Annotated in this window: 21 protein-coding genes; 14 read left to right on the top strand and 7 right to left on the bottom strand. The window is 62.7% G+C overall.

All coding sequences use genetic code 11. The features are described from left to right. Nucleotides 1-25: 25 nt before the first annotated feature. Nucleotides 26-841, top strand: coding sequence for a 3-methyl-2-oxobutanoate hydroxymethyltransferase (gene panB, locus NCT04_RS02420; protein ID WP_250463164.1), 816 nt, complete (start codon nucleotides 26-28; stop codon nucleotides 839-841). Nucleotides 842-929: 88 nt separating this feature from the next. Continuing rightward, nucleotides 930-1,229, top strand: coding sequence for a hypothetical protein (locus NCT04_RS02415; RefSeq protein WP_250463162.1), 300 nt, complete (start codon nucleotides 930-932; stop codon nucleotides 1,227-1,229). A gap of 15 nt (nucleotides 1,230-1,244) precedes the next feature. On the opposite strand, the gene NCT04_RS02410 is transcribed toward NCT04_RS02415, so the two are convergent. Further along, entirely contained in the window at nucleotides 1,245-2,186 is a 942-nt protein-coding gene (locus NCT04_RS02410) for a CopD family protein (protein WP_250463159.1), read from the bottom strand. Between the two features lie 469 nt (nucleotides 2,187-2,655). Here NCT04_RS02410 and NCT04_RS02405 point away from each other — a divergent pair, with 469 nt between their 5' ends. From NCT04_RS02405 to NCT04_RS02390, 4 genes are all read left to right on the top strand, one after another. Beyond that, nucleotides 2,656-3,399 carry a c-type cytochrome gene (locus tag NCT04_RS02405; protein WP_244827960.1) on the top strand — a complete coding sequence of 248 codons (744 nt, stop codon included), beginning with the start codon at nucleotides 2,656-2,658 and terminating at the stop codon, nucleotides 3,397-3,399. A gap of 21 nt (nucleotides 3,400-3,420) precedes the next feature. Further along, nucleotides 3,421-4,719, top strand: coding sequence for a cytochrome c (locus NCT04_RS02400; protein ID WP_250463157.1), 1,299 nt, complete (start codon nucleotides 3,421-3,423; stop codon nucleotides 4,717-4,719). Nucleotides 4,720-4,829: 110 nt separating this feature from the next. After that, nucleotides 4,830-5,450 carry a PAQR family membrane homeostasis protein TrhA gene (gene trhA / locus NCT04_RS02395; protein WP_250463154.1) on the top strand — a complete coding sequence of 207 codons (621 nt, stop codon included), beginning with the start codon at nucleotides 4,830-4,832 and terminating at the stop codon, nucleotides 5,448-5,450. A gap of 251 nt (nucleotides 5,451-5,701) precedes the next feature. Then, nucleotides 5,702-7,294, top strand: coding sequence for a DEAD/DEAH box helicase (locus NCT04_RS02390; RefSeq protein ID WP_250463151.1), 1,593 nt, complete (start codon nucleotides 5,702-5,704; stop codon nucleotides 7,292-7,294). Nucleotides 7,295-7,311: 17 nt separating this feature from the next. Here NCT04_RS02390 and NCT04_RS02385 read toward each other — a convergent pair whose 3' ends face one another. The 3 genes from NCT04_RS02385 to ggt form a co-directional block, all read right to left on the bottom strand. Then, nucleotides 7,312-7,824 (bottom strand): hypothetical protein, encoded by a 513-nt coding sequence (locus NCT04_RS02385; RefSeq protein ID WP_250463149.1) that lies wholly within the window; start codon nucleotides 7,822-7,824, stop codon nucleotides 7,312-7,314. A 66-nt stretch (nucleotides 7,825-7,890) separates the two neighbouring features. After that, nucleotides 7,891-8,715: a ferritin-like domain-containing protein gene (locus tag NCT04_RS02380; protein WP_244827071.1), complete on the bottom strand. Its 825-nt coding sequence runs from the start codon at nucleotides 8,713-8,715 to the stop codon at nucleotides 7,891-7,893. A gap of 331 nt (nucleotides 8,716-9,046) precedes the next feature. Next, nucleotides 9,047-10,684: a gamma-glutamyltransferase gene (gene ggt / locus NCT04_RS02375; protein ID WP_250463146.1), complete on the bottom strand. Its 1,638-nt coding sequence runs from the start codon at nucleotides 10,682-10,684 to the stop codon at nucleotides 9,047-9,049. Between the two features lie 444 nt (nucleotides 10,685-11,128). On the opposite strand from ggt, the gene NCT04_RS02370 reads away from it, so the two are divergent. Beyond that, nucleotides 11,129-11,326, top strand: a complete 198-nt coding sequence (locus NCT04_RS02370; protein WP_244827069.1) for a hypothetical protein — start codon at nucleotides 11,129-11,131, stop codon at nucleotides 11,324-11,326. A gap of 48 nt (nucleotides 11,327-11,374) precedes the next feature. Here NCT04_RS02370 and NCT04_RS02365 read toward each other — a convergent pair whose 3' ends face one another. After that, nucleotides 11,375-11,755, bottom strand: coding sequence for a hypothetical protein (locus NCT04_RS02365; RefSeq protein WP_250463143.1), 381 nt, complete (start codon nucleotides 11,753-11,755; stop codon nucleotides 11,375-11,377). Nucleotides 11,756-12,010: 255 nt separating this feature from the next. On the opposite strand from NCT04_RS02365, the gene glpK reads away from it, so the two are divergent. Next, nucleotides 12,011-13,507, top strand: coding sequence for a glycerol kinase GlpK (gene glpK / locus NCT04_RS02360; RefSeq protein ID WP_250463140.1), 1,497 nt, complete (start codon nucleotides 12,011-12,013; stop codon nucleotides 13,505-13,507). On the opposite strand, the gene NCT04_RS02355 is transcribed toward glpK, so the two are convergent. Together NCT04_RS02355 and NCT04_RS02350 are read right to left on the bottom strand one after the other, a co-directional pair. Then, nucleotides 13,504-14,685 carry an MFS transporter gene (locus NCT04_RS02355; RefSeq protein WP_250463136.1) on the bottom strand — a complete coding sequence of 394 codons (1,182 nt, stop codon included), beginning with the start codon at nucleotides 14,683-14,685 and terminating at the stop codon, nucleotides 13,504-13,506. The genes glpK and NCT04_RS02355 overlap by 4 nt on opposite strands. Before the next feature lie 19 nt (nucleotides 14,686-14,704). Further along, the gene (locus tag NCT04_RS02350; RefSeq protein WP_250463133.1) at nucleotides 14,705-15,082 is read right to left on the bottom strand and encodes a VOC family protein; all 378 of its coding nucleotides are present in this window, start codon (nucleotides 15,080-15,082) and stop codon (nucleotides 14,705-14,707) included. 103 nt (nucleotides 15,083-15,185) lie between these two features. On the opposite strand from NCT04_RS02350, the gene NCT04_RS02345 reads away from it, so the two are divergent. From NCT04_RS02345 to NCT04_RS02320, 6 genes are all read left to right on the top strand, one after another. Continuing rightward, nucleotides 15,186-16,157: a LysR family transcriptional regulator gene (locus tag NCT04_RS02345; RefSeq protein ID WP_502800647.1), complete on the top strand. Its 972-nt coding sequence runs from the start codon at nucleotides 15,186-15,188 to the stop codon at nucleotides 16,155-16,157. A gap of 120 nt (nucleotides 16,158-16,277) precedes the next feature. Further along, nucleotides 16,278-17,657: a tRNA (N6-isopentenyl adenosine(37)-C2)-methylthiotransferase MiaB gene (gene miaB / locus NCT04_RS02340; RefSeq protein ID WP_244827063.1), complete on the top strand. Its 1,380-nt coding sequence runs from the start codon at nucleotides 16,278-16,280 to the stop codon at nucleotides 17,655-17,657. A gap of 21 nt (nucleotides 17,658-17,678) precedes the next feature. Then, the gene (locus NCT04_RS02335; protein ID WP_250463127.1) at nucleotides 17,679-18,764 is read left to right on the top strand and encodes a PhoH family protein; all 1,086 of its coding nucleotides are present in this window, start codon (nucleotides 17,679-17,681) and stop codon (nucleotides 18,762-18,764) included. Nucleotides 18,765-18,768: 4 nt separating this feature from the next. Next, entirely contained in the window at nucleotides 18,769-19,230 is a 462-nt protein-coding gene (gene ybeY / locus NCT04_RS02330) for an rRNA maturation RNase YbeY (protein WP_250463125.1), read from the top strand. Between the two features lie 35 nt (nucleotides 19,231-19,265). Then, a complete protein-coding gene (locus tag NCT04_RS02325; protein WP_244827959.1) occupies nucleotides 19,266-19,943 on the top strand; it encodes a gamma-glutamylcyclotransferase in 678 nt (225 codons plus the stop codon). Nucleotides 19,944-20,138: 195 nt separating this feature from the next. Then, entirely contained in the window at nucleotides 20,139-21,044 is a 906-nt protein-coding gene (locus NCT04_RS02320; protein ID WP_244827060.1) for a CorC family transporter, read from the top strand. Nucleotides 21,045-21,106: the final 62 nt, after the last annotated feature.

Raw genomic sequence — 21,106 nt, 5'->3', positions numbered from 1 at the left:
CCCCTAATCGAGTTTTGAAACGACCATGACGTACTTGCAGGAAACGAGCCGTTCGGCGATCACCGTCCCGAAACTCCAGGCCATGCGTGAAGCCGGCGAAAAAATCGCGATGCTCACGTGCTACGACGCGAGCTTCGCCGCGCTGCTCGATCGCGCGGGCGTCGACGTCATACTGATCGGCGATTCGCTCGGCAACGTGCTTCAGGGCCATGCGACGACGCTGCCGGTCACGCTCGCGGACATCGCGTATCACACGGCTTGCGTGGCGCGCGGCAGCAAGAGCGCGCTGATCGTCGCGGATATGCCGTTCGGCACCATCGGATCGCGCGAGGAAACCTACGCCAACGCCGTGCAACTGATGCGCGCCGGCGCGCAGATGGTGAAGCTCGAAGGCGGCGAATGGCTTGCGGACACGGTGCGCTTTCTCGTCGAGCGTTCGATTCCCGTATGCGGACACGTCGGTCTCACGCCGCAATCGGTGCACGCGTTCGGCGGGTTCAAGGTGCAGGGCAAGTCCGAAGCGGCCGCCGAGCAAATGCGCCGCGACGCGCTGGCGCTCCAGCAGGCGGGCGCCCGCTTACTCGTGATCGAAGCCGTGCCGACGCTGCTCGCGCGCGAAGTGACCGAGAGTCTGGCGATTCCGACTATCGGCATTGGCGCGGGCATCGACTGCTCGGGACAGGTGTTGGTGCTGCACGACATGCTCGGCATCTTCCACGGCAAGCGTCCGCGTTTCGTCAAGGATTTCATGCAGGGACAGCCGACCATTTTCGCGGCGGTCGACGCGTACGTGCGCGCAGTCCGTGAAGGCACATTCCCCGGCCCGGAACACACCTTCTGATTTTTTTGACGCCGATTGCGTTTTGTCGTACATATGGCGAGATTCTTGCAAAGTAAGCTGCGAACAGTCACCAAGAACGAGAACAGCCATGTGGCAAGTCCTTCCCGATGAATATATCCGCGCGCAGATGGCCGTCGGCGCGCTCGTCGCTTTCGGCGTCGCGCGCGTCGTTGCGGCGGCAATTGGCGCGCAGCGTGGCTGGCGCATTCCTGTCGTTACCAACTGGTTCATTGGCGTGGCGGGCATTTTCTGCGCGCCGCAAATGCTCGAAGTGCTGCTCGTTGCAAGCTCGCACACGGCTTATGTCGAATTGCAGGGGAAAGTGATCGGCTGCGCGGTGGCGCTCTTCTGTGCGCCGATCGTCAGTCATCGGCTGGGATACGAGTAAGCGTTCGAAACGCGTTCAGCCGGCGAGCGCCGCGCCCGGCACGCCGTGAGACAACACCGACGCCGTGGCGAACACGCAAAGCATCAGCACCGCTTCAAGGCGCATCACGTTGATGACCGTGTGCGCATCCATCGTCGATGCCGTGCGCTGCAGGCGCGGCAACACCGACCAGCGGTTGAGCGCGCCCAAGGCGAGCGCCGCCAGAACCAGTCCCGTTTTCACGATCAGCGCGTGCCCCCAGTTGCTGTCGACGAGCACCGCCGCCGATCCGTCCGTGCCGCGCCACGCGTTGAACACGCCCGTCGCGATGATGACGATCACCGCGAGCGTCGCCACCCGCGACATGCGCGCGACGATGCGAATCGACGACGCACGCGCCACCGATGTTCCGAGCGCCGGCAACACCGCCAGCGCGCCCACGATGACGATCCCGCCCCACACGCCCGTGGCAAGCAGATGCAGCGTCTGCACGGCTTCGGCGAGGGAAAACGCACCGGCATCGGCGGCATGGCCGATAGCCGCTTTCCCTGCAGCGGCCACGAGCGCGCCGAAGATCGCGAACCCTGTCTTCGATGCGCCTTGCGGTATGCCCGTCGCGCAGGCCAGCACGATCACCAGGCCGCCCGCCAACGCCACCAGCCAGCCGATGCCCGCTTGCGTGCTAGTCGCAACGAGCCACAGCGACGCGCCCGCATCGCTGACAGGCGAACCGCTCATCGCCGCGGCCTGAAGCCACAAGCACACGAAGTTGCAAGCCACGAAGGTAATTGCGGCCACGGTTCCGGCACGCGCTGCATGCCGCCAACCCCGATGCGCAGGCGAAACGACCGCGTGCGCTCTTTCGCCGCAGAGCCACGCGTCGAAGAGCGCCGCGCCAAGCGCACAGGCAAACGCGGTATCGCTCAATGCTCCGAATACGACCTGCGCGAGCCAGAGAAAGTCGAAATCGCCGTTCATGGCGCCGCCGTGGACGCTTCGGGAACGCCAATTGTTGGATGTAAGGCTGGGGAGATCATGGAAGAACCTGCGAGTCTCGGCTCGCGCAGTCTAAACGAACGCACCTTGCGCGGCACCATTGAAAGGTCTTGAACCTGCGCATCGAGCTTCCTAAGCTTGCCGTGAGAATAGAGTGCAGCGACCCCGTTTTTCGCACGAAGAAAGTCGATGCTTTGTCGACATGCATTTGTGTTGCGCTATGTCAAAGTTCTTGGTTGCGACGCGGCAGATTGTCGCGATTGCGCCTCAGTGAGGGCGGAAAGTTGTGTCAAATAGTCATCATCATGCATCGATGATAGAATTCCGCGTCGCATCAGAGGCTCGTCGAGCCACTATGGCCGTGGCCCGCCACCCTCCGCCACCCAACGCGTGGCCGTGGTTCGCCACCTTCGCACCGAGCCGCACGAAGCTCGGCAGGTCCCCGAATTTCATGGAGTGTCGCGTGTTTTCAAGACGCATTTTTCGTCCGCTGCTCGCTTTGGCCGTCGTCAGCAGCGCCGGCGTATTCGGCGCGGGTCAGGCACAAGCCCAGGCGCAGAACCAGCCGATCGCCCCGGACACCATGGCAGCGCGCGTGCAAGGCTGCACGGCATGTCACGGTGTTCATGGCGAAGGCACGGACAATGACTATTTCCCGCGTCTTGCCGGCAAGCCTGCCGATTATCTGTACAACCAGCTCCAGAATTTCCGCGAAGGCCGGCGCAAGTATCCGCCTATGAACTACCTCGTCACGTATCTCTCGGACGACTACCTTCATCAGATCGCCGGATACTTCTCGAGCCAGCGCCCGCCGTATCCGCCGCCCGCCAAGACGAATGTTTCGGCTTCCACGCTTGCGCGCGGCCAGCAAATCGTGCTGAACGGCGATGCATCGAAGAACATTCCCGCCTGCGCGGCCTGTCACGGCAAGGGTCTGACCGGCATGCAGCCGGCCATTCCGGGCCTCGTCGGGTTGCACTCGGATTACATCAGCGCGCAAGTCGGCGCATGGAAATCGGGCACGCGCCACGCGAAAGCGCCTGACTGCATGCAGCAAATCGCCTCGCGCCTGACTGACGACGACGTGACCGCCGTCGCTGCCTGGCTCTCTACGCAAACCGCACCCGCCAACCCGGTGCCCGCGCCCGCTGGCTCGTTGAAGATGCCGCTGACCTGCGGCAGCGAACCGCAATAAGGCGTCTGGAGCGACAACATAATGAAACGCAAGTCCCTGTTCGCACTTTCCTCGGCTGTCGTGGTGGCAGCCGTCGCAGCCGCCGCCGTCCTCTGGTCGGGCGGCGACAACCTGCATTCGGGCGGCGCCGTCGCGGCGACGCCTACCGACAAAGCCGCGCTGATCAAACAAGGCGAATACCTCGCGCGCGCCGGCGACTGTATCGCGTGCCACACGGTGCGCGGCGGCAAGGAATTCGCGGGCGGCCTGCCCATGGCGACGCCGTTCGGCACCATGTTCACGCCGAACATCACGCCGGACGATCAATTCGGCATCGGCAAATGGACGTCGGACGACTTTTATCGCGCGATGCACACCGGCCGCTCGAAGGACGGCAGTCTGCTCTATCCAGGCTTCCCGTTCACGAGCTACACGAAGGTCACGCGCGCCGATTCGGACGCGATCTACGCGTATCTGCGCTCCGTCCCGCCGGTCAACGAAGCGAGCCGTCCGCATGAACTGCGCTTCCCGTTCAACAATCGCAATCTGCTGATCGGCTGGCGCACCCTGTTCTTCAGCGAAGGCGAGTACAAGCCGGACCCGACCAAATCGGTCGAATGGAACCGCGGCGCGTATCTGGTCGAAGGCCTCGGCCATTGCGCCATGTGCCATACGTCGATCAACGCCATGGGCGGTCCGGTCAGCTCGGCGGCATTTGCCGGCGGTCTGATTCCGCTGCAAAACTGGTATGCGCCGTCGTTGACGTCGAACAAGGAAGCCGGTCTCGGCGACTGGGACATCAAGGACATCAACGACTTGCTGAAGTCCGGCGTGTCGCAGCGTGGCGCGGTGTTCGGCCCGATGGCCGAAGTCGTCCACAACAGCTTGCAGTACATGACCGACGGCGACATCAACGCGATCTCGACGTATCTCAAGTCGATTCCGCAAAAGAAGGAAGCGCCTGAGTCGTTGCAGCTCGAAACCTCCGAGAAGTTCGGCGGCGAATTGCTGACCATGGGCAAGAAGGTCTATACCGAGAACTGCGCGAAGTGTCACCAGGAGAATGGTCTCGGCAAGCCGCCGGCATATCCGCCGCTCGCGAATAACCAGTCCATCCAGATGCCGTCGGCCGTCAACCCGATCCGCATGACGCTCAACGGTGGTTATCCGCCGAGCACGGGTGGCAACCCGATGCCGCACGGCATGCCGCCGTTCGCGCAGTCGCTGTCGGATACGGAAGTGGCCGCGGTCGTGACGTACATCCGTATGTCGTGGGGCAATCACGGCACGCCGGTGTCGCCGCAGCAGGTGAGTAATCTGCGTTCGGCGCCGCTCGACTGACATTCGGGAAAGACAGCGTACAATACGCACTGGGGCGCAGCCTTCAACTTAGGCCGCGCCCCTTGTCTTTTGTGGCGCGTCACCGGCGCGTCTTTCGGTATGGATCGGGCATGTACGTAGGCGAGCGGTTCAACAGCATCAGCCATTTGATCGGCACGGTCTTGTCGATCGCCGGTCTGGTGGCGCTCGTCGTAATGGGTGCGTTGGACGGCGATGCCTATAAGGTCGTGAGCTTCGCCATCTATGGCGCCATGCTCTGCGCGCTCTACCTGATTTCGACGCTGTACCACTGCGTGCGCTCGCCTCGCCTGAAGTCGATTCTGCAAAAGTGCGACCATTCGGCAATTTATTTGCTGATAGCAGGCAGCTACACACCGTTTACACTAGTGACATTGCGCGGTCCCTGGGGCTGGTCGCTATTCGGCGTAAGCTGGGGCCTCGCGGTTCTCGGCATTACGCAGGAACTCACGCTCGGGCGCCGAACCCGCAGCGTTTCGATGGTGCTGTACGTGTTGATGGGCTGGCTCGCGCTCGTAGCCGTCCGTCCGCTCGTGACGGCGCTGCCGCCCGCGGGCACCGCGTGGCTGGTGGCGGGCGGCGTGATCTATAGCGCCGGTATCTACTTTTTCATCAACGACGAGCGTATCCGGCACGGCCACGGTATCTGGCATCTGTTCGTGCTGGCGGGCAGTCTCTGTCAGTTCGTGAGCGTCGCGCGCTATGTCGCGTGAAGCGGCGAACAGCGAGTGAGCCCGGGCATCGCGGCTTCATCGATGCAACTTACGGCCAGCCGGCGTGTCTTGATAACGCGTCGAATCCCCGCGGCAACGCTTCGCGCTCGTCGATGAATCGATGAACGCTCGATGGCAAGCCGCCCGATTTTTTTCCGAGCGTCGCACATGCGCGCAACCGGCAGAACCACGGTTCGCCGCAACGTCATTCGCATGCACGCCGTTCGACACAACGAATTCGAAAATCCCTTATGTCCTTTGATTCACTCGGCCTGTCCGAACCTCTGCTACGCGCTGTCAACGAACTGGGCTACACCGTTCCGACCCCGATCCAGCTCCAGGCCATCCCCGCCGTTCTGAAGGGCGGCGATCTCCTGGCGGGCGCGCAGACCGGCACGGGCAAGACCGCCGGCTTCACGCTGCCCATCCTGCAACGTCTTTCGCAACTGGCGCCCGCTGCCGCCGGAACGAAGCGTCCGATCCGCGCGCTCATCCTCACGCCGACGCGCGAACTCGCCGCGCAGGTCGAGGAAAGCGTGCGCGCCTACGGCAAATATCTGAAGCTCAAGTCGACCGTGATGTTCGGCGGCGTGGGCATCAACCCGCAGATCGACGCGTTGAAGCGCGGCGTCGATATCGTCGTGGCAACGCCGGGACGTTTGCTCGATCACATGCAGCAGAAGACCATCGACGTGTCGCAGCTCGAGATTCTCGTGCTCGACGAAGCCGACCGCATGCTCGACATGGGCTTCATTCACGACATCAAGCGCGTGCTCGCGCGCCTGCCCGCGAAGCGTCAGAACCTGCTTTTCTCGGCTACTTTCTCGGATGAAATCAAGGCGCTGGCCGACAGCCTGCTCGATTCGCCCGCGCTGATCGAAGTCGCGCGCCGCAATACGACGGCCGAGCGTATCGAACAGAAGATTTATCCGGTGGATCGCGACCGAAAGCGCGAGATGCTCACGCATCTGATCCGCACGAACAACTGGTTCCAGGTGCTCGTGTTCACGCGCACGAAGCACGGCGCGAACCGGCTTGCCGAGCAATTGGGCAAGGACGGCATCAGCGCGCTTGCGATTCACGGCAACAAGAGTCAGTCTGCGCGTACGCGTGCGCTGGCCGAGTTCAAGGATCAGACCTTGCAGGTGCTCGTCGCCACCGACATCGCGGCGCGCGGTATCGATATCGATCAGTTGCCGCACGTGGTCAACTTCGATCTGCCGAACGTGCCGGAAGATTACGTGCACCGTATCGGCCGCACGGGTCGCGCGGGCGCGGATGGCGAAGCGGTATCGCTCGTCTGTGTGGACGAGCTTCAGTTGCTTAAGGACATCGAGCGTCTGATCAAGCGCCCGATTCCGCAGGAAGTGATTCCCGGCTTCGAGCCGGACCCGGATGCGCGTCCCGAACCGATTCAGCGCCGCAGCCAAGGGCGCGGCGGTCCGCGTGAAGGCGGCGAAGCGAAGCGCAGCAGCGCCCCGCGACGCGAAGGCGAAGCGAAACGCGGTGGCGGCGAAGCGCGACGCGATGGCGGCCGTGCAAGCGGCGCGGCATCTGGCGAAGCGCGCGGCAGTGGCAAGCCGGCGAACGGTAATCGCAACGGCGGATCGCAAGCGGCGAATTCACGCGATGGCCGCGATGCACGCGGTCCCAAGCCTGCCGGCGCGAAGCCCGCCGCTCCCAACGCCAATGCAGGCGCGGCAACGCGCCGTCCGGATGCGGCACGCGCGGCGAATCCGAACGCAAAGGCCGGTAATCCCGGCGCGCTGCTCGGCGGCAAGGCGCGCAGCGACAGCGGCGGCGCGCGGCGCGACGGCATGCGCTCGGGCGGCCGCGGACGTTAAGTATTCGAAGGTGTGTTTCAGGCGGCAGCGCTCGCTGCCCGCTTCAGCCAGTCAAGCTGCTCACGCCAGCGCGTGAGCACGCTCTCGGTCTCCGTCAGTTCGAACGTAATCCCGCTCTTCAAACGCGCATAGGCGACACGTTGCGCTTCGCCGCTTTCGATCGTGGCGACAAAGCATGCGAGCGGGACATCGTCGAGCGCCACGCGGCGCGTATCCAGTTGAACCTGAAAGAACGCTTCGTCGAATACGAAGGCGATGGTCGCGCGCCCGCTCGCGGCGATCGCCTGCGCGGTACGCGAGCCGGGCCACAACGCGAACACGAGCGTGCGCGCGTCGGGCGCGAGCAGCTCGCCCGCACTTAGGAGCGCGGTGCGGACGCGCCCGCCGCTATCGACGGCACATAGCGACGCCGTGAAGCCGACGGGTGCGCCGGTCAGCGTGCCATCGAAGAGCGTCCTGAGTTCAGGCGGCCATTCATCGAAAGGCGTTTGCGACGAGAGTTCGGCCTGACGCGGCGTGGCATCGGTCATGGGGGAAATGACTTGAAAGGCAGATCCACCGAATGCCCGCATGAACCTGAGCGGGCATCGTCCTGATTAGCGGAAAAACAACTGCGTGATCTTGGCAAGCGGATAGTGAACGCCCGGCTGAATACGCGCGGGCAGATCGAGCGGCTTCAACAGCATCTTGATGCACTGATCCGCCGAAAGATTGCGCCGCACGAGCGCGTTCACCTGCGCGAACAGTTCGCGGTTATAGCTCGAGTCCTTGACGCGCTCGGGATAACGCACCGCAAACACGTGCCGTAGCGCGATTTCCGAGTCTTCGCTCTTCAGTTCCATCACGCGACGGATTAACGCGCCAAGCACGGCGAGACGCCCGTTGCCTTCGATCTTGTTCCACTTCTTGAAGAAGCGGAAAAAGTGCTTGTAGTGGCGCACTTCGTCGGTGCGGATGTTGTCGGTGATCTCCTTCAACACCGGCTCGTCCGAGCAGTCGTTGATCGCGCGATACAGCGTGGCCGTGCCCGTTTCGACAACACACCGCGCCACCATTTCGAGCGCACGCTTTTTCTCGAACGCTTCGTAGGAACACGTTAGCGAGTACTCGTCGAAGAAGCTCTTGAAAGCCCGGTCCCAGTCGAATTCCGGCCAGATGTGGTTGATGTAAGTCTTGAGCGCCCGGCCGTGCTGCATTTCTTCGGGCTCCCATTCGTCGTTCAGCCACGCCGAAATCTCGGGGTCGTCGTGAAAATACTTGCTGAGATTGCTCGTGTAGAGATCCGTGCCGCTCTCGATGAATGAGCATGCGCACAACAGCAAAAGAAGATGTTCGTTGGATGCCGCCTTCTGACGATCGATCCGGTTGAGATCGATGTCTTCGATGCGCCACGGCATCACATGGGTACTATCGGTGTGCATGTATCGCGCTCCCTGGATGGACTGAACGCGCCATCGGCCAACAAGAGCGGGCCGAGGTTCAGGCGACGCCGCGAACCATTCGGCTCGGGCGACTTCAACTTCGCGTCTTAACGGCTTGTTTTTCCATCTTAGCCGTCCTGCAATGAATTTGCAGACATGGGGACAGACTTGCGCTGCATCAGCGCAGTTCCGTCTATGTCAAATTCTTACGAGTCGATGCGCAAGAACGGCTGGCGCACGAAGGAGCACGAAATGTGCCGCCAAGGGAGGTTGCGCGATCTGGCGTCGACGACGCGCCTGCCGCCGTGATTAGCTGCCGGCGCGTGCAGGCTCAGAAGCCGGCCGCAAGCCCGTCGCGTCGACTGTCGCTTGCGGCAACGTAACCACGCTCTGGATCGTGGCGATCCAGCTTCCAGATGTATTGTCCCGAGCCGAAATCCATGTATGGATCGTCGACCGACTTGATGGTGTGGCCGAGCCCTTCGAGCGCGCGGGCCGTTTCGAGGTCGAGTGTCGCTTCGATATCGATCGTGAAATCGTGATTCACCTTCCAGCGCGGCGCGTCACAGGCGGCCTGAGGCTGTTGCCCATAGTCGAGCATGCGCACGATCGACTGCAGATGTCCTTGCGGCTGCATGTCGCCGCCCATCACGCCGAAGCTCATGACGGCCTCGCGCCGGCCATCCACTTCTTGCGTGAGGAACGCAGGAATGATCGTGTGGAACGGCCGCTTGCCGCCCTCGACCACGTTCGCTGACTTCGGGTCCATCGAGAACCCGCAACCGCGGTTTTGCAGCGAGATGCCCGTATCCGGCACGACCACGCCCGAGCCAAAACCCATGTAGTTCGATTGAATGAAGCTCACCATCATGCCGCGCTCGTCGGCGACCGACATGTAGATGGTGCCGCCCGCTTTCGGCATGCCGAAGTCGAAATGCCTTGCCTTGTTCGGATCGATCAGCTTGGCGCGTTCCGTGAGGTAGGCGTCGTCGAGCATTTGCTCGGGCGTGACTTCCATCGAGCGCGGATCGGCGACATAGCGATATACATCCGCGAACGCGAGTTTCATCGCCTCGATTTGCAGATGCTGCGACTCGATGCGGTCGACGGTCAGCGCGCGGACATCGAACTTGTCGAGGATGCCAAGCGCGATGAGCGCCGCGATTCCCTGTCCGTTCGGCGGAATCTCGTGCACGGTGTAGCCGCGATAATCCTTCTGAATCGGCTCGACCCACTCGGCGCGGTAATTTCGGAGATCGTCCATGGTCATGGCGCCGCCGCCCTGCCGCGAGAACGCAGCGATGCGCTCGGCGCTTTCGCCTTCGTAAAACGCGCGCGGGCCGTGCTCCGCGAGCCGTCGCAACGTGTTCGCATGGCCGGGAAAACGCACGAGTTCGCTGACTTCGGGCGCGCGTCCACGCGGCATGAAGACATCCGCGAAGCCTGGCTGGTCTTTCAGTTCAGGCACGGCGGCCGCCCATTTATAGGCGACGATGCTGGCCACCGCGTGTCCGCGCTCCGCGATTTCGATGGCAGGTTCCATCAAATCGGCGAATGGCAGCGAACCGAACTTCGCGTGAAGCGCTTCCCATCCGGCGATGACGCCGGGCACCGTCACCGCGTCCCAGCCGCGTTTGGGCTGACGGGCAAGACCGTTCTCTTCGCCGTATTTGGTGCGGAAGTAGTCCACGTTCCAGGCCGCTGGCGCCACGCCCGAAGCGTTCAGTCCATGCAATTTGTTGCCATCCCAGACCAGCGCGAACGCGTCGCCGCCGAGCCCGCATGAAACCGGCTCGACGACCGTGATAGCGGCCGCTGCGGCGATGGCCGCATCCACGGCGTTACCGCCCTTCCAGAGCATGCGTAAACCAGCTTGAGCGGCCAGCGGATGCGACGTCGAAACGATATTGCGCGCAAAAACCGGCAAGCGCGGAGTCGGATAAGGGTTCTGCCAGTTGAAACGAGTCATGTGATTGATGTCCGGATTAACAGCGAGCCGCTCTGGTCTGACGGCTTGCCGCGTCGATCAGCCGACAGTTCAAAAGAACGAATGGTGCATTGTCTGCTTAATTCAAAGCAAATTCATTTGTCGCCGCAATTGATGAGTCAATCGCATGGCGCTGAAAAAGACCTAGTTTGAGGTGTTTGCAGTGCGGCAAAACCTTCAAGTAATTTCTTCAAGTTCGGCTGACTTGGGACCCGCTTGCGCGACGAGGAAATGTCAAAGCCAAAATTTTCACCGGGAGTTTGGCACTCTTCAGACGCTTGCCTACAATCCGAATTCCTGGCAAACGCAGCACACGACAACGCGACTGCCCGGCAGATTGAAGTCTTCCAATTAAACGCTTAGAAGCAAAGAGACCCGGCTCACAAAGCCGGTCGCCTTGCCGTTCGGTCTTAATGGAGAACACGAATGCTGAGTCCGCACGAATTCGCCACGCTGCTGCTGGTTCAGGAAGAGCCCAATCAGGTCGACATGGAACGCGATGAACTCGATGCATTGCTCGAACGTCAACTCGTTCAACTCGAGAACCTGGCTTCGGGCCGACAACAATGGCGCCTTACCGCAACTGGCGACTCCACCATCAAGGCATTCAAGCGGTTCTCCTAGCCTTCGCTTCCCAAGCGATGTCGGACGCGGACTTATCTGCGCCGCGTCCTATCCTGCCCGCAGCGTCGGATCGACTGCCGCACGCCAGCTCAAAGCCTGCGCACGCTGATCCAGAAAGAAGCTGGCCCACGCACTTTGCGCCTCCGGCCCCGAATTCGCGCGATATACGCCGTAGCGCGCGGCGATCGTCCCCTGAAACGCGCAATAGCGATCCTTCGATAACCCGCCGCGCCGTTGCGCCACGTAAGCGTCGAAGAACGCCGTGTAGACGGACGGCGCGTCCCCGCCATAGTCCACCTGCGTGGTCCCGCACATCTCCTGCAACGCGCTGAACGACGGCGCACCGCTCGATCCGTCGATATTCGGCGTCGCTACACAGCCGGCCAGAACAGCCACGCCCAGCACGCCTGACACAACCTGCATTCGCATTGCATTCACCCGTTGCCCGATTTCGAGTTGCCAGTATCGGACGAACCGCGAGTTCGCGCCACTCGGCCAAATGGAATAGGCATTCTTACGGTTTCCTTGGCGCGAACGGCTCCTTAGGGCGCTTTGTGCTAATGGCCTATGCCATCCGGCCAGGTTGTACGCATGCCGCGCGTCCGATAGATTGCGCATGCAGACCTCGCACGGCATCGCTCGATTTCACAAGCACGCCGATCCGTGCACTTTCCGGAGATGAACATGCAGGATCAGTACGTCCTCGCGCTCGACCAGGGCACGACCAGTTCGCGGGCCATGCTGTTCGACAGGAATGGCAATGTCGTTTCGGTGGCGCAGAAGGAGTTTCAGCAGATTTATCCGCAAGCGGGCTGGGTCGAGCACGATCCGCAGGAAATCTGGTCGACTCAGGCGGGCGTCGCCGCCGAAGCCGTGACGCGGGCGGGTTTGAGCGCGTCGTCGATTGCGGCGGTGGGCATCACGAATCAGCGCGAAACGACCATCGTGTGGGATCGGGAAACGGGAAAGCCGATCTATAACGCGATCGTCTGGCAGGACCGGCGCACGGCCTCGCTGTGTGACGAATTCAAGGCACGCGGGCTCGAAACCATGGTGCGCGCGAAGACGGGGTTGCCCATCGACGCGTATTTCTCGGCGAGCAAGATCCGCTGGATTCTCGATAACGTCGAAGGCGCGCGCGACAAGGCGAAGCAGGGACGGCTCGCGTTCGGCACGGTGGATAGCTGGCTCGTGTGGAACTTCACGCGGCGCGGTTTGCATGTCACCGACATCACCAATGCGTCGCGCACCATGCTGTTCGACATCCACGCGCGCCGCTGGGACGACGAACTGCTCGAGGCATTCGAGATACCGCGCAGCATGCTGCCGGAAGTACGCAGTTCATCTGAGGTGTATGGCACGACGCAGGGCACCGTGTTCGCGGCCGATCTTCCACTCGCGTCCATTGCCGGCGACCAGCATGCCGCGTTGTTCGGCCAGATGTGCATCGATACCGGCATGGTGAAGAACACTTACGGCACCGGCTGCTTCCTCGTGATGAACACGGGCGAAACGCCGATCGAGTCGAGCAACAATCTCGTGACGACGATTGCCTGGCAAATCGGCGATACGGTGAACTATGCGCTCGAAGGCAGTATTTTTATTGCGGGCGCGGTCGTGCAATGGCTGCGCGACGGGTTGGGACTAATTCGCCGCGCGAGTGACGTCGAAGCCCTTGCGCGCGGCGTGCCGCATAGCGATGGCGTGTATCTCGTGCCCGCTTTCGCTGGCTTGGGCGCGCCGCACTGGAACGCGCGGGCTCGCGGCACACTGTTCGGCGTGACGCGCGGGACGACTTCCGCCCATATTGCGCGGGCGGCGCTGGATTCGATCGCTTATCAATCGGTCGATGTCTTGCGCGCGATGGAAGCGGATTCGGGCATACGCATCGCCCAATTGCGGGTGGATGGCGGTGCTTGCGCCAACGATCTGTTGATGCAGTTTCAGGCGGACATCCTGGGTGTGGATGCGGTGCGACCGCGCATCGCCGAGACGACCGCGCTTGGCGCGGCTTATCTCGCGGGGCTCGCGGTCGGATATTGGAAGGATATCGACGAGCTGAAATCGCAGTGGCAACTCGAGCGGCAGTTCACACCGACGATGCCCGCCGCCGATGTCGAGGCGTCTCTCGCGGGATGGCAGCGGGCGGTGAAGGCGGCGAAGGCGTGGGCGGATGGTTAAGCATTCGAATCCGCCGCTTTCACCCCCGACCTGACCTGCGGCGCATCGAAGCGCGCCGCGAACCACGTCACCCCAAGAGCGGCCACTGCGACCATCGCCGCCGCCCAAGGCAACACATTGAGCCCATAACCATGCATCAATACCGCGCCGCCGAGCCAGGCGCCACCCGCATTGCCGATATTGAACGCGCCGATGTTCAACGTCGAAGCAAGATTGGGCGCGTCCTTCGCCTTCTCGACCACGCGTGTCTGCAACGGCGGCACCGTCGCGAACGCCGCGATGCCCCAGACGAAGATCGTCACGATCGCGCCGACCTGACTGTGGCTCGTCTTTGCGAACACGGCCATCACGATGGCAAGCGCCAGCAAAATGCCCATCAGCGAAGGCATCAACGCGCGGTCCGCGAGCTTGCCGCCAATCGTATTGCCGACCGTAAGCCCGATGCCGAACAGCACGAGCACGAGCGTCACGCCGCGCGGCGAGAAGCCGCCGACCTGTTCGAGAATCGGCGCGATATACGTGAACACGACGAACACGCCGCCGAAGCCGAGCACGGTCATCGTCAGCGCGAGCCAGACCTGCGGGTCGCGCAACACGCGTACTTCGCGGCCGAGTCCGCTTGGTGCCGCATCGTGACGATTCGGCACGAGCGCGGTCACGCCGAGCGCGGACAGCAAGCCGAGACCGGCGACGATCCAGAACGTCGCGCGCCAGCCCAGTTCCTGACCGACGAACGTCCCGAACGGCACGCCCAGCACGTTCGCGAGCGTGAGGCCGGTGAACATGAGCGCAATGGCGCTCGCGCGCTTGTCGGCGGGCACGAGCGACGCCGCGACCACCGCGCCGATGCCGAAGAACGAACCGTGCGCGAACGAGGTCACGACGCGCGCGATCATCAGCAAACCGTAGTTCGGTGCGAGCGCGCAAAACACGTTGCCGACGATAAACACGAGCATCAGCAATTGCAGCGCGAGCTTGCGCGGCATTTTGCTCGTAAGCACGGCGAGCAGCGGCGCGCCGACCGCCACGCCGAGCGCATAGCCCGTGACGAGCAGCCCTGCCGATGGAATCGACACGGAAAGATCGCGTGCGACGTTGGGCAGCAAGCCCATGATGACGAACTCGGTCGTGCCGATGGCGAACGCGCTGATCGCCAGCGCGAGAAGAGGTAAAGGCATGGTCATGCTCCGAAATAGATCAATGGCGCGCGGTCACGAACTCGACTACCACGCCCGGCGCAAGCCGCACGAAAAGCTGACGTTCGCGCGCGAGCGGCACTTCCGCGATCCCATAGGCGTAGCCGCGACATTCGAGACGGTCGATGAGCGTGCGCCACTCGGCTTCGTCGTCGATACGCAGCGCGAGATGGTCGATGCGCGTCGCATCGGGGTGCGCGGCGACAGACGCATCGCCCGTCGCGATCAGATGCACGGCCGGCCGCGCGCCGAGATACAGCCAGTAGCCGCTCACACCGAATGGCGGTCGCGGACCCACTGACATCCCGGCGACATCGACGAAGAAACGCATCATCGAATCGCAGTCCGGCGCGACGATAGTCACGTGATCGAGTTGCATGGCGTTGAACCTGAAACGAGTTGGACGGATTGTGACCGCATGGCGCGCCGTTGATAATTGGGCTAGCCTTTGAATCATTGTCAAACCGGATTTGAAGATGACAATGGATCGGCTTGGCGACATGCGCCTTTTCACCGAAGCCGCCACGCTCGGCAGCCTGTCGGCGGCGGGACGCAAACTCGGCTTGTCGCCAGCGGCGGCGAGCGCGCGGCTCATCAAGCTGGAAAAAGCGCTGCACGCGCGCCTCTTCGAGCGCACCACGCGCCAATTGCGCCTGACGGACGAAGGGCGGCTGTACTTGCAGCATTGCCGTATCGCGCTGCAGGCTATCGACGACGCTGAAGCGGCGCTGCAAGCCGGGCAAAATCGCGTGCGCGGCAAAGTTCGCATTTCCGCGACGTCGGATTTCGGCCGGCACATGCTGCGCGGCTGGCTGGACGACTTCAGCCGCCTGCATCCGGACGTGAGCTTCGCGCTCACGCTGTCGGACTCGGTGTCGAATCTGCTGCAGGAGGAAATCGATCTGGCGATTCGCTTCGGCGCGCCGCCGGACAGCGGGCTCGCGGCACGCTCGCTGGCGCCGAATCGGCGCGTGCTGTGCGCGTCGCCGAACTATCTCGCGCGCAAAGGCGTGCCGCAAACGCCCGCCGAACTCACCGGGCACCAATTCGTCGTGATTTTCACCGCTGCGGGAACCCTTAACGAACTGGCTTTCGTGCGCGGCGAGGAGCGCTATTCCTACACCTTGCCCGTCGCCGATGCCTGGGAAACCAACGACGGCGCCATCGCGCGCGCGTGGGCGCTGGCGGGACATGGCATCGCGCATCAGTCGATCTGGGACATCGCCGCCGACGTGCGCTCGGGCGCGCTGCAGCTGATTCTGCCCGACTGGTGCACGCACGAAGCGCCCGTACACGCGCTCTTCCACGCCAATCGATATATGGCGCCGCGCGTGCGCGTGCTGCTGGATTTTCTGATCGGACGCTTCGAGACGACCACGGGCGAACTGCTTGGCGATCTGGCGTATCCGCCCGAGCGCGTCGGGCTTCGTCAGGATTTGTCGCCAGAGCTATAATATCGGCCTAATTACAAGTAGAAGCCGTGCAGATTGCTGCAAAAGCGCGGCAGTCACGCGCAAAACCCTCTCAATCTCTTTTAGCGCCCCCAGGTTAACCACTGCGACCGGCGACCATTCATGACCAAGAAAGTATATGTAAAGACCTTCGGCTGCCAGATGAACGAGTACGACTCCGACAAGATGGTCGACGTGCTCGGCGCGGCGGAAGGGCTCGTCAAGACCGACACGCCTGAAGATGCGGACGTCATCCTGTTCAACACGTGCTCGGTGCGTGAGAAGGCCCAGGAAAAAGTGTTTTCCGACCTCGGCCGCGTGCGCGAATTGAAGGAAGCAAACCCGAATCTGCTGATTGGCGTAGGCGGTTGTGTCGCGAGCCAGGAAGGCGCGTCCATCGTTTCGCGCGCACCTTACGTGGATCTCGTGTTCGGTCCGCAAACGCTGCATCGCCTGCCCGCCATGATCGACAAGCGCCGCTCGACCGGCCGCGCGCAGGTGGACATCTCGTTTCCGGAAATCGAAAAGTTCGATCACCTGCCGCCCGCGCGCGTCGAAGGCCCGAGCGCGTTCGTATCGATCATGGAAGGCTGCAGCAAGTATTGCAGCTATTGCGTCGTGCCCTACACGCGCGGCGAGGAAGTCTCGCGCCCGCTCGACGACGTGCTCACCGAAATCGCCGGCCTGGCCGACCAGGGCGTGCGCGAAGTCACGCTGCTCGGCCAGAACGTGAACGCTTATCGCGGCGCGCTGACGCTCGGTTCGCAGGAAATCGCCGACTTCGCCACGCTCATCGAGTATGTCGCGGAAGTGCCGGGCATCGAGCGCATTCGCTATACGACGTCGCATCCGAAGGAATTCACGCAGCGCCTCATCGATACCTACGCCAAGGTGCCGAAGCTCGTGAGCCATTTGCATTTGCCGGTGCAGCATGGTTCCGACCGCATTCTCATGGCGATGAAGCGCGGCTATACCGTGCTCGAATACAAATCGGTGATCCGCAAGCTGCGCGCCATTCGCCCGGACCTTTCGCTGTCGACGGATTTCATCGTCGGCTTCCCCGGCGAAACCGAAGACGATTTCAACAAGATGATGGCGCTCATTCACGAGATGAGCTACGACACGAGTTTCTCGTTCATCTACAGCCCGCGTCCCGGCACGCCCGCCGCGAATCTGCACGACGACACGCCGCGCGAAGTCAAGCTCAAGCGCTTGCAACATTTGCAGGCGACTATCGAGGAAAACGTCGTCAAGATCAGCAATTCCATGCTCGGCTCGGTGCAGCGTATTCTCGTGGAAGGCCCGTCGCGCAAGGACCCGAGCGAGCTCGCCGGACGCACGCAGAACAATCGCGTGGTCAATTTCCCGGCGCCGCTTTCGGCTCACAAGCGCCTGATCGGCCAAATGATCGACGTCGAGATCAATCACGCGTACCCGCACTCGTTGCGCGGCGCGCTGGTGCTCGCGCCGGATACGGCGGCGACGCCCGAGTTGGCCAACTAAGTTAAGGACACCCACTTCGCCTTGAAGAACGCTCCTCAGCAGCATCTGGAATTTACCGCTCCGCGCGATGACAACGCGCGGCTCGCCAACCTCTGCGGTCCGCTCGACGAGAACCTGCGGCAAATCGAGCAGGCGCTCGACGTGACGCTTTCGCGGCGCGGCCACAAGATCGCCATTCGCGGCCGTGGCGCAAAGGTCGCGCTTACCGCGCTCGAAAACTTCTACAACCGCGCGCGCGATCCGCTCTCGGTGGACGACATCCAGCTCGCGCTGGTCGAAGCGCGCCACGCAACGCGCCGCGCGAAGGCGAAGGAAGAAGAAGCGCCGATCGATCCGCGTTTTCGCGGCGATCCGGACCATCCCTTCGACGAACCCAGCGCCACCATCGACCTGGGCGACGAAGAAGACCACGGTCCCAAGCTCTACACGCGCCGCGCCGATTTGCGCGGCCGCACGCCCGCGCAACGCGATTATCTGAAGCAGATCATCGCGCACGACGTGACCTTCGGCATCGGGCCGGCGGGCACGGGGAAGACTTATCTCGCGGTTGCCTGCGCGGTGGACGCGCTCGAACGCGATCAGGTCAAGCGCATCGTGCTTACGCGACCCGCCGTGGAAGCGGGCGAGCGGCTCGGCTTCCTGCCGGGCGATCTCGCGCAAAAGGTCGATCCGTATCTGCGCCCGCTCTATGACGCGCTCTACGACCTGCTCGGCTTCGACAAGACCGCCAAGATGTTCGAGCGCCAGATGATCGAAATCGCGCCGCTCGCCTACATGCGCGGGCGCACGCTGAACCACGCGTTCATCATTCTCGACGAGGCGCAAAACACCACGCCGGAACAGATGAAGATGTTCCTCACGCGTATCGGCTTCGGCTCGAAGGCGGTCGTAACCGGCGACACCACGCAGGTCGATTTGCCGCGCGGACACAAGAGCGGCCTGATCGAAGCGCAGCATGTGCTGGCGGAAGTGCGCGGCATCGCGATCACGCACTTCACGTCGGCGGACGTGGTGCGCCATCCGCTGGTCGCGCGTATCGTCGAGGCTTACGACGCGCAATCGCAGAAAGATGCGGCAATCGCGGAAGCGCGGCAAAGGTCCGAGTGAAGTCATGCCTCGCCTCACTTTGACGCTGCAGTTTCCTGCCGCGAAAGCGTATCCGTCGCACAAGGCGCTGTTGCCGCGTGCGACGGTTGCGCGCTGGATCAAGGCTTCGCTCTTCGCGGACGCCGAATTGACCGTGCGTTTCGTCGATGAAGAAGAAGGCCGCATGCTGAACCGGACGTATCGGCAAAAGGATTACGCGACCAATGTGCTGACCTTTGCCTATGCCGAGTCGGAAGAAGATCCGGTCGCCGGCGATCTCATTCTTTGCTGCCCGGTCGTCGAGCGCGAGGCCGCCGAGCAAGGCAAGCCGCTCGCCGCGCATTATGCGCATCTCATCGTGCATGGCACGCTGCATGCGCAAGGCTATGACCACGAGGTCGAAAGCGAGGCGGAAGAGATGGAATCGATCGAGACGGATATCATGCAGTCTCTGGGTTTCACCGATCCCTACGTGCCGCTCGTCTGATCCCCGGTCTTCATCGAGATGCCTTGCCACGCGCCGTGAACGACAAGACGCCTGAACCCACGCCCTTTTACGAACCCGCCACGCCGTGCCCCGACTATCCGCCGGTGCTGGGCAACTCCGCGCTTCTCACCGACGAGGAGCTCGCCGCCTCGCGCGCGGTGACTTTCGCCGATTGGGACGGCAAATCCGACATCTGGCTTTTCGGCTATGGATCGCTCATCTGGAACCCCGGCTTGCCGACGCTCGAAGCCGTGCGCGGCAAGGTGCATGGGTATCATCGCGGGCTCTATTTGTGGTCGCGTGTGAATCGTGGCACGCCGGAACAGCCGGGCCTCGTGCTCGCGCTCGATCGCGGAGGCTCGTGCACCGGCATGGCGTTTCGCCTGTCCGGAACCGAGGCGCACGAACATCTCGAAGTGCTCTGGCGACGCGAAATGGCAATGGGCTCGTACCGTCCCGCGTGGCTGCCGTGCACGCTGATCGACGGCCGGCGCGTCGATGCGCTTGCCTTCGTGATGCGTCGCGACGTGGTGTCGTACACGGGCAAGCTCGCGGACCCGATCGTTCGGACCGTGCTCGGCTGCGCGAGCGGCCGTTATGGCACGACGCTCGATTACGTGAGCCGCACGGTCGTGGCGCTGCGCGAAAGCGGCATGCCGGACCGCGCGCTGGAAGCGCTGTTGCGGCGCTGCAAGGGGCAAAACGCGGAGTGAAGGCGCGCGCTCGGGCATCGTACGAAGATCGTCCGGATGGCCAATCCGCGCACGAGACACACATCTCGCATAATTCTCGGCTAGCATCTCCTTCGCAGGAGAAGCGCGCGCGCCGCTTCACCCCGGCCGCTATTTTCCTTGGTGTATGCTTAACTTTCCGCTAAAACGCGCCCGGGCATTCCCGGGCGCTCCGCTATGAACGAACCCTATCCCAGTCGACGACACTCCGAAAAACCGCCGGAAAAGCGCTCGCTGCTCGAACGCCTGACCGACTTCATCTCGCACGAACCCGAGTCGCGCGACGAGCTTCTCGAAGTGCTGCAGGACGCGCACGAACGCAACCTGCTCGACGCCGATTCGCTTTCGATGATCGAAGGCGTCTTTCAGGTGTCCGATCTCTGCGCGCGCGACATCATGGTGCCGCGCGCCCAGATGGACGCCATCAACATCGCCGAAACGCCCGCGGAATTCATCCCGTTCGTGCTGGAAAAAGCACACTCGCGCTATCCGGTGTTCGAGGGCAATCGCGACAACATCATCGGCGTCCTGCTCGCGAAGGATTTGCTGCGTTATTACGCGGAAGAAGAATTCGATGTGCGCGGCATGCTGCGCCCCGCCGTATTCATTCCGGAATCGAAACGTCTGAACGTGCTGCTGCACGACTTTCGTGTAAACCGCAATCACATTGCCATCGTCGTCGATGAATACGGCGGCGTCGCGGGCCTCATCACCATCGAAGACGTGCTGGAGCAGATCGTCGGCGATATCGAGGACGAATACGATTTCGACGAGGAAGCGGGCAATATCATCGCGTCGCCGGACGGAAAGTATCGGGTGCGCGCGCTGACGGGCATCGAACAATTCAACGAGCAATTCGGCAGCGACTTTTCCGACGAGGAAGTGGACACCATCGGCGGGCTCGTCACGCATCGTTTCGGGCGCGTGCCGCATCGCGGCGAGAAGGTGCGCATCGACGACTTCGTGTTCGAGATACTGCGTGGCGATGCGCGGCAGATTCATGTGCTGCTCGTGAGGCGCGTGCCGAGCGTGGCGCAGCATCGCCGGCATGATGCCGATGACGAGGATGAGCTGCGGGATTGAGGGGTGCGCGATTGATAAAGTCTCGATCGCAAACCACAACCACGCCTCCGCTCCCGCACGGC

Origin of the sequence: Caballeronia sp. GAFFF2 (genome assembly GCF_023631485.1) — a bacterium.
Classification (GTDB): domain Bacteria; phylum Pseudomonadota; class Gammaproteobacteria; order Burkholderiales; family Burkholderiaceae; genus Caballeronia.
This window is presented reverse-complemented; position numbering and strand designations above follow the sequence as displayed.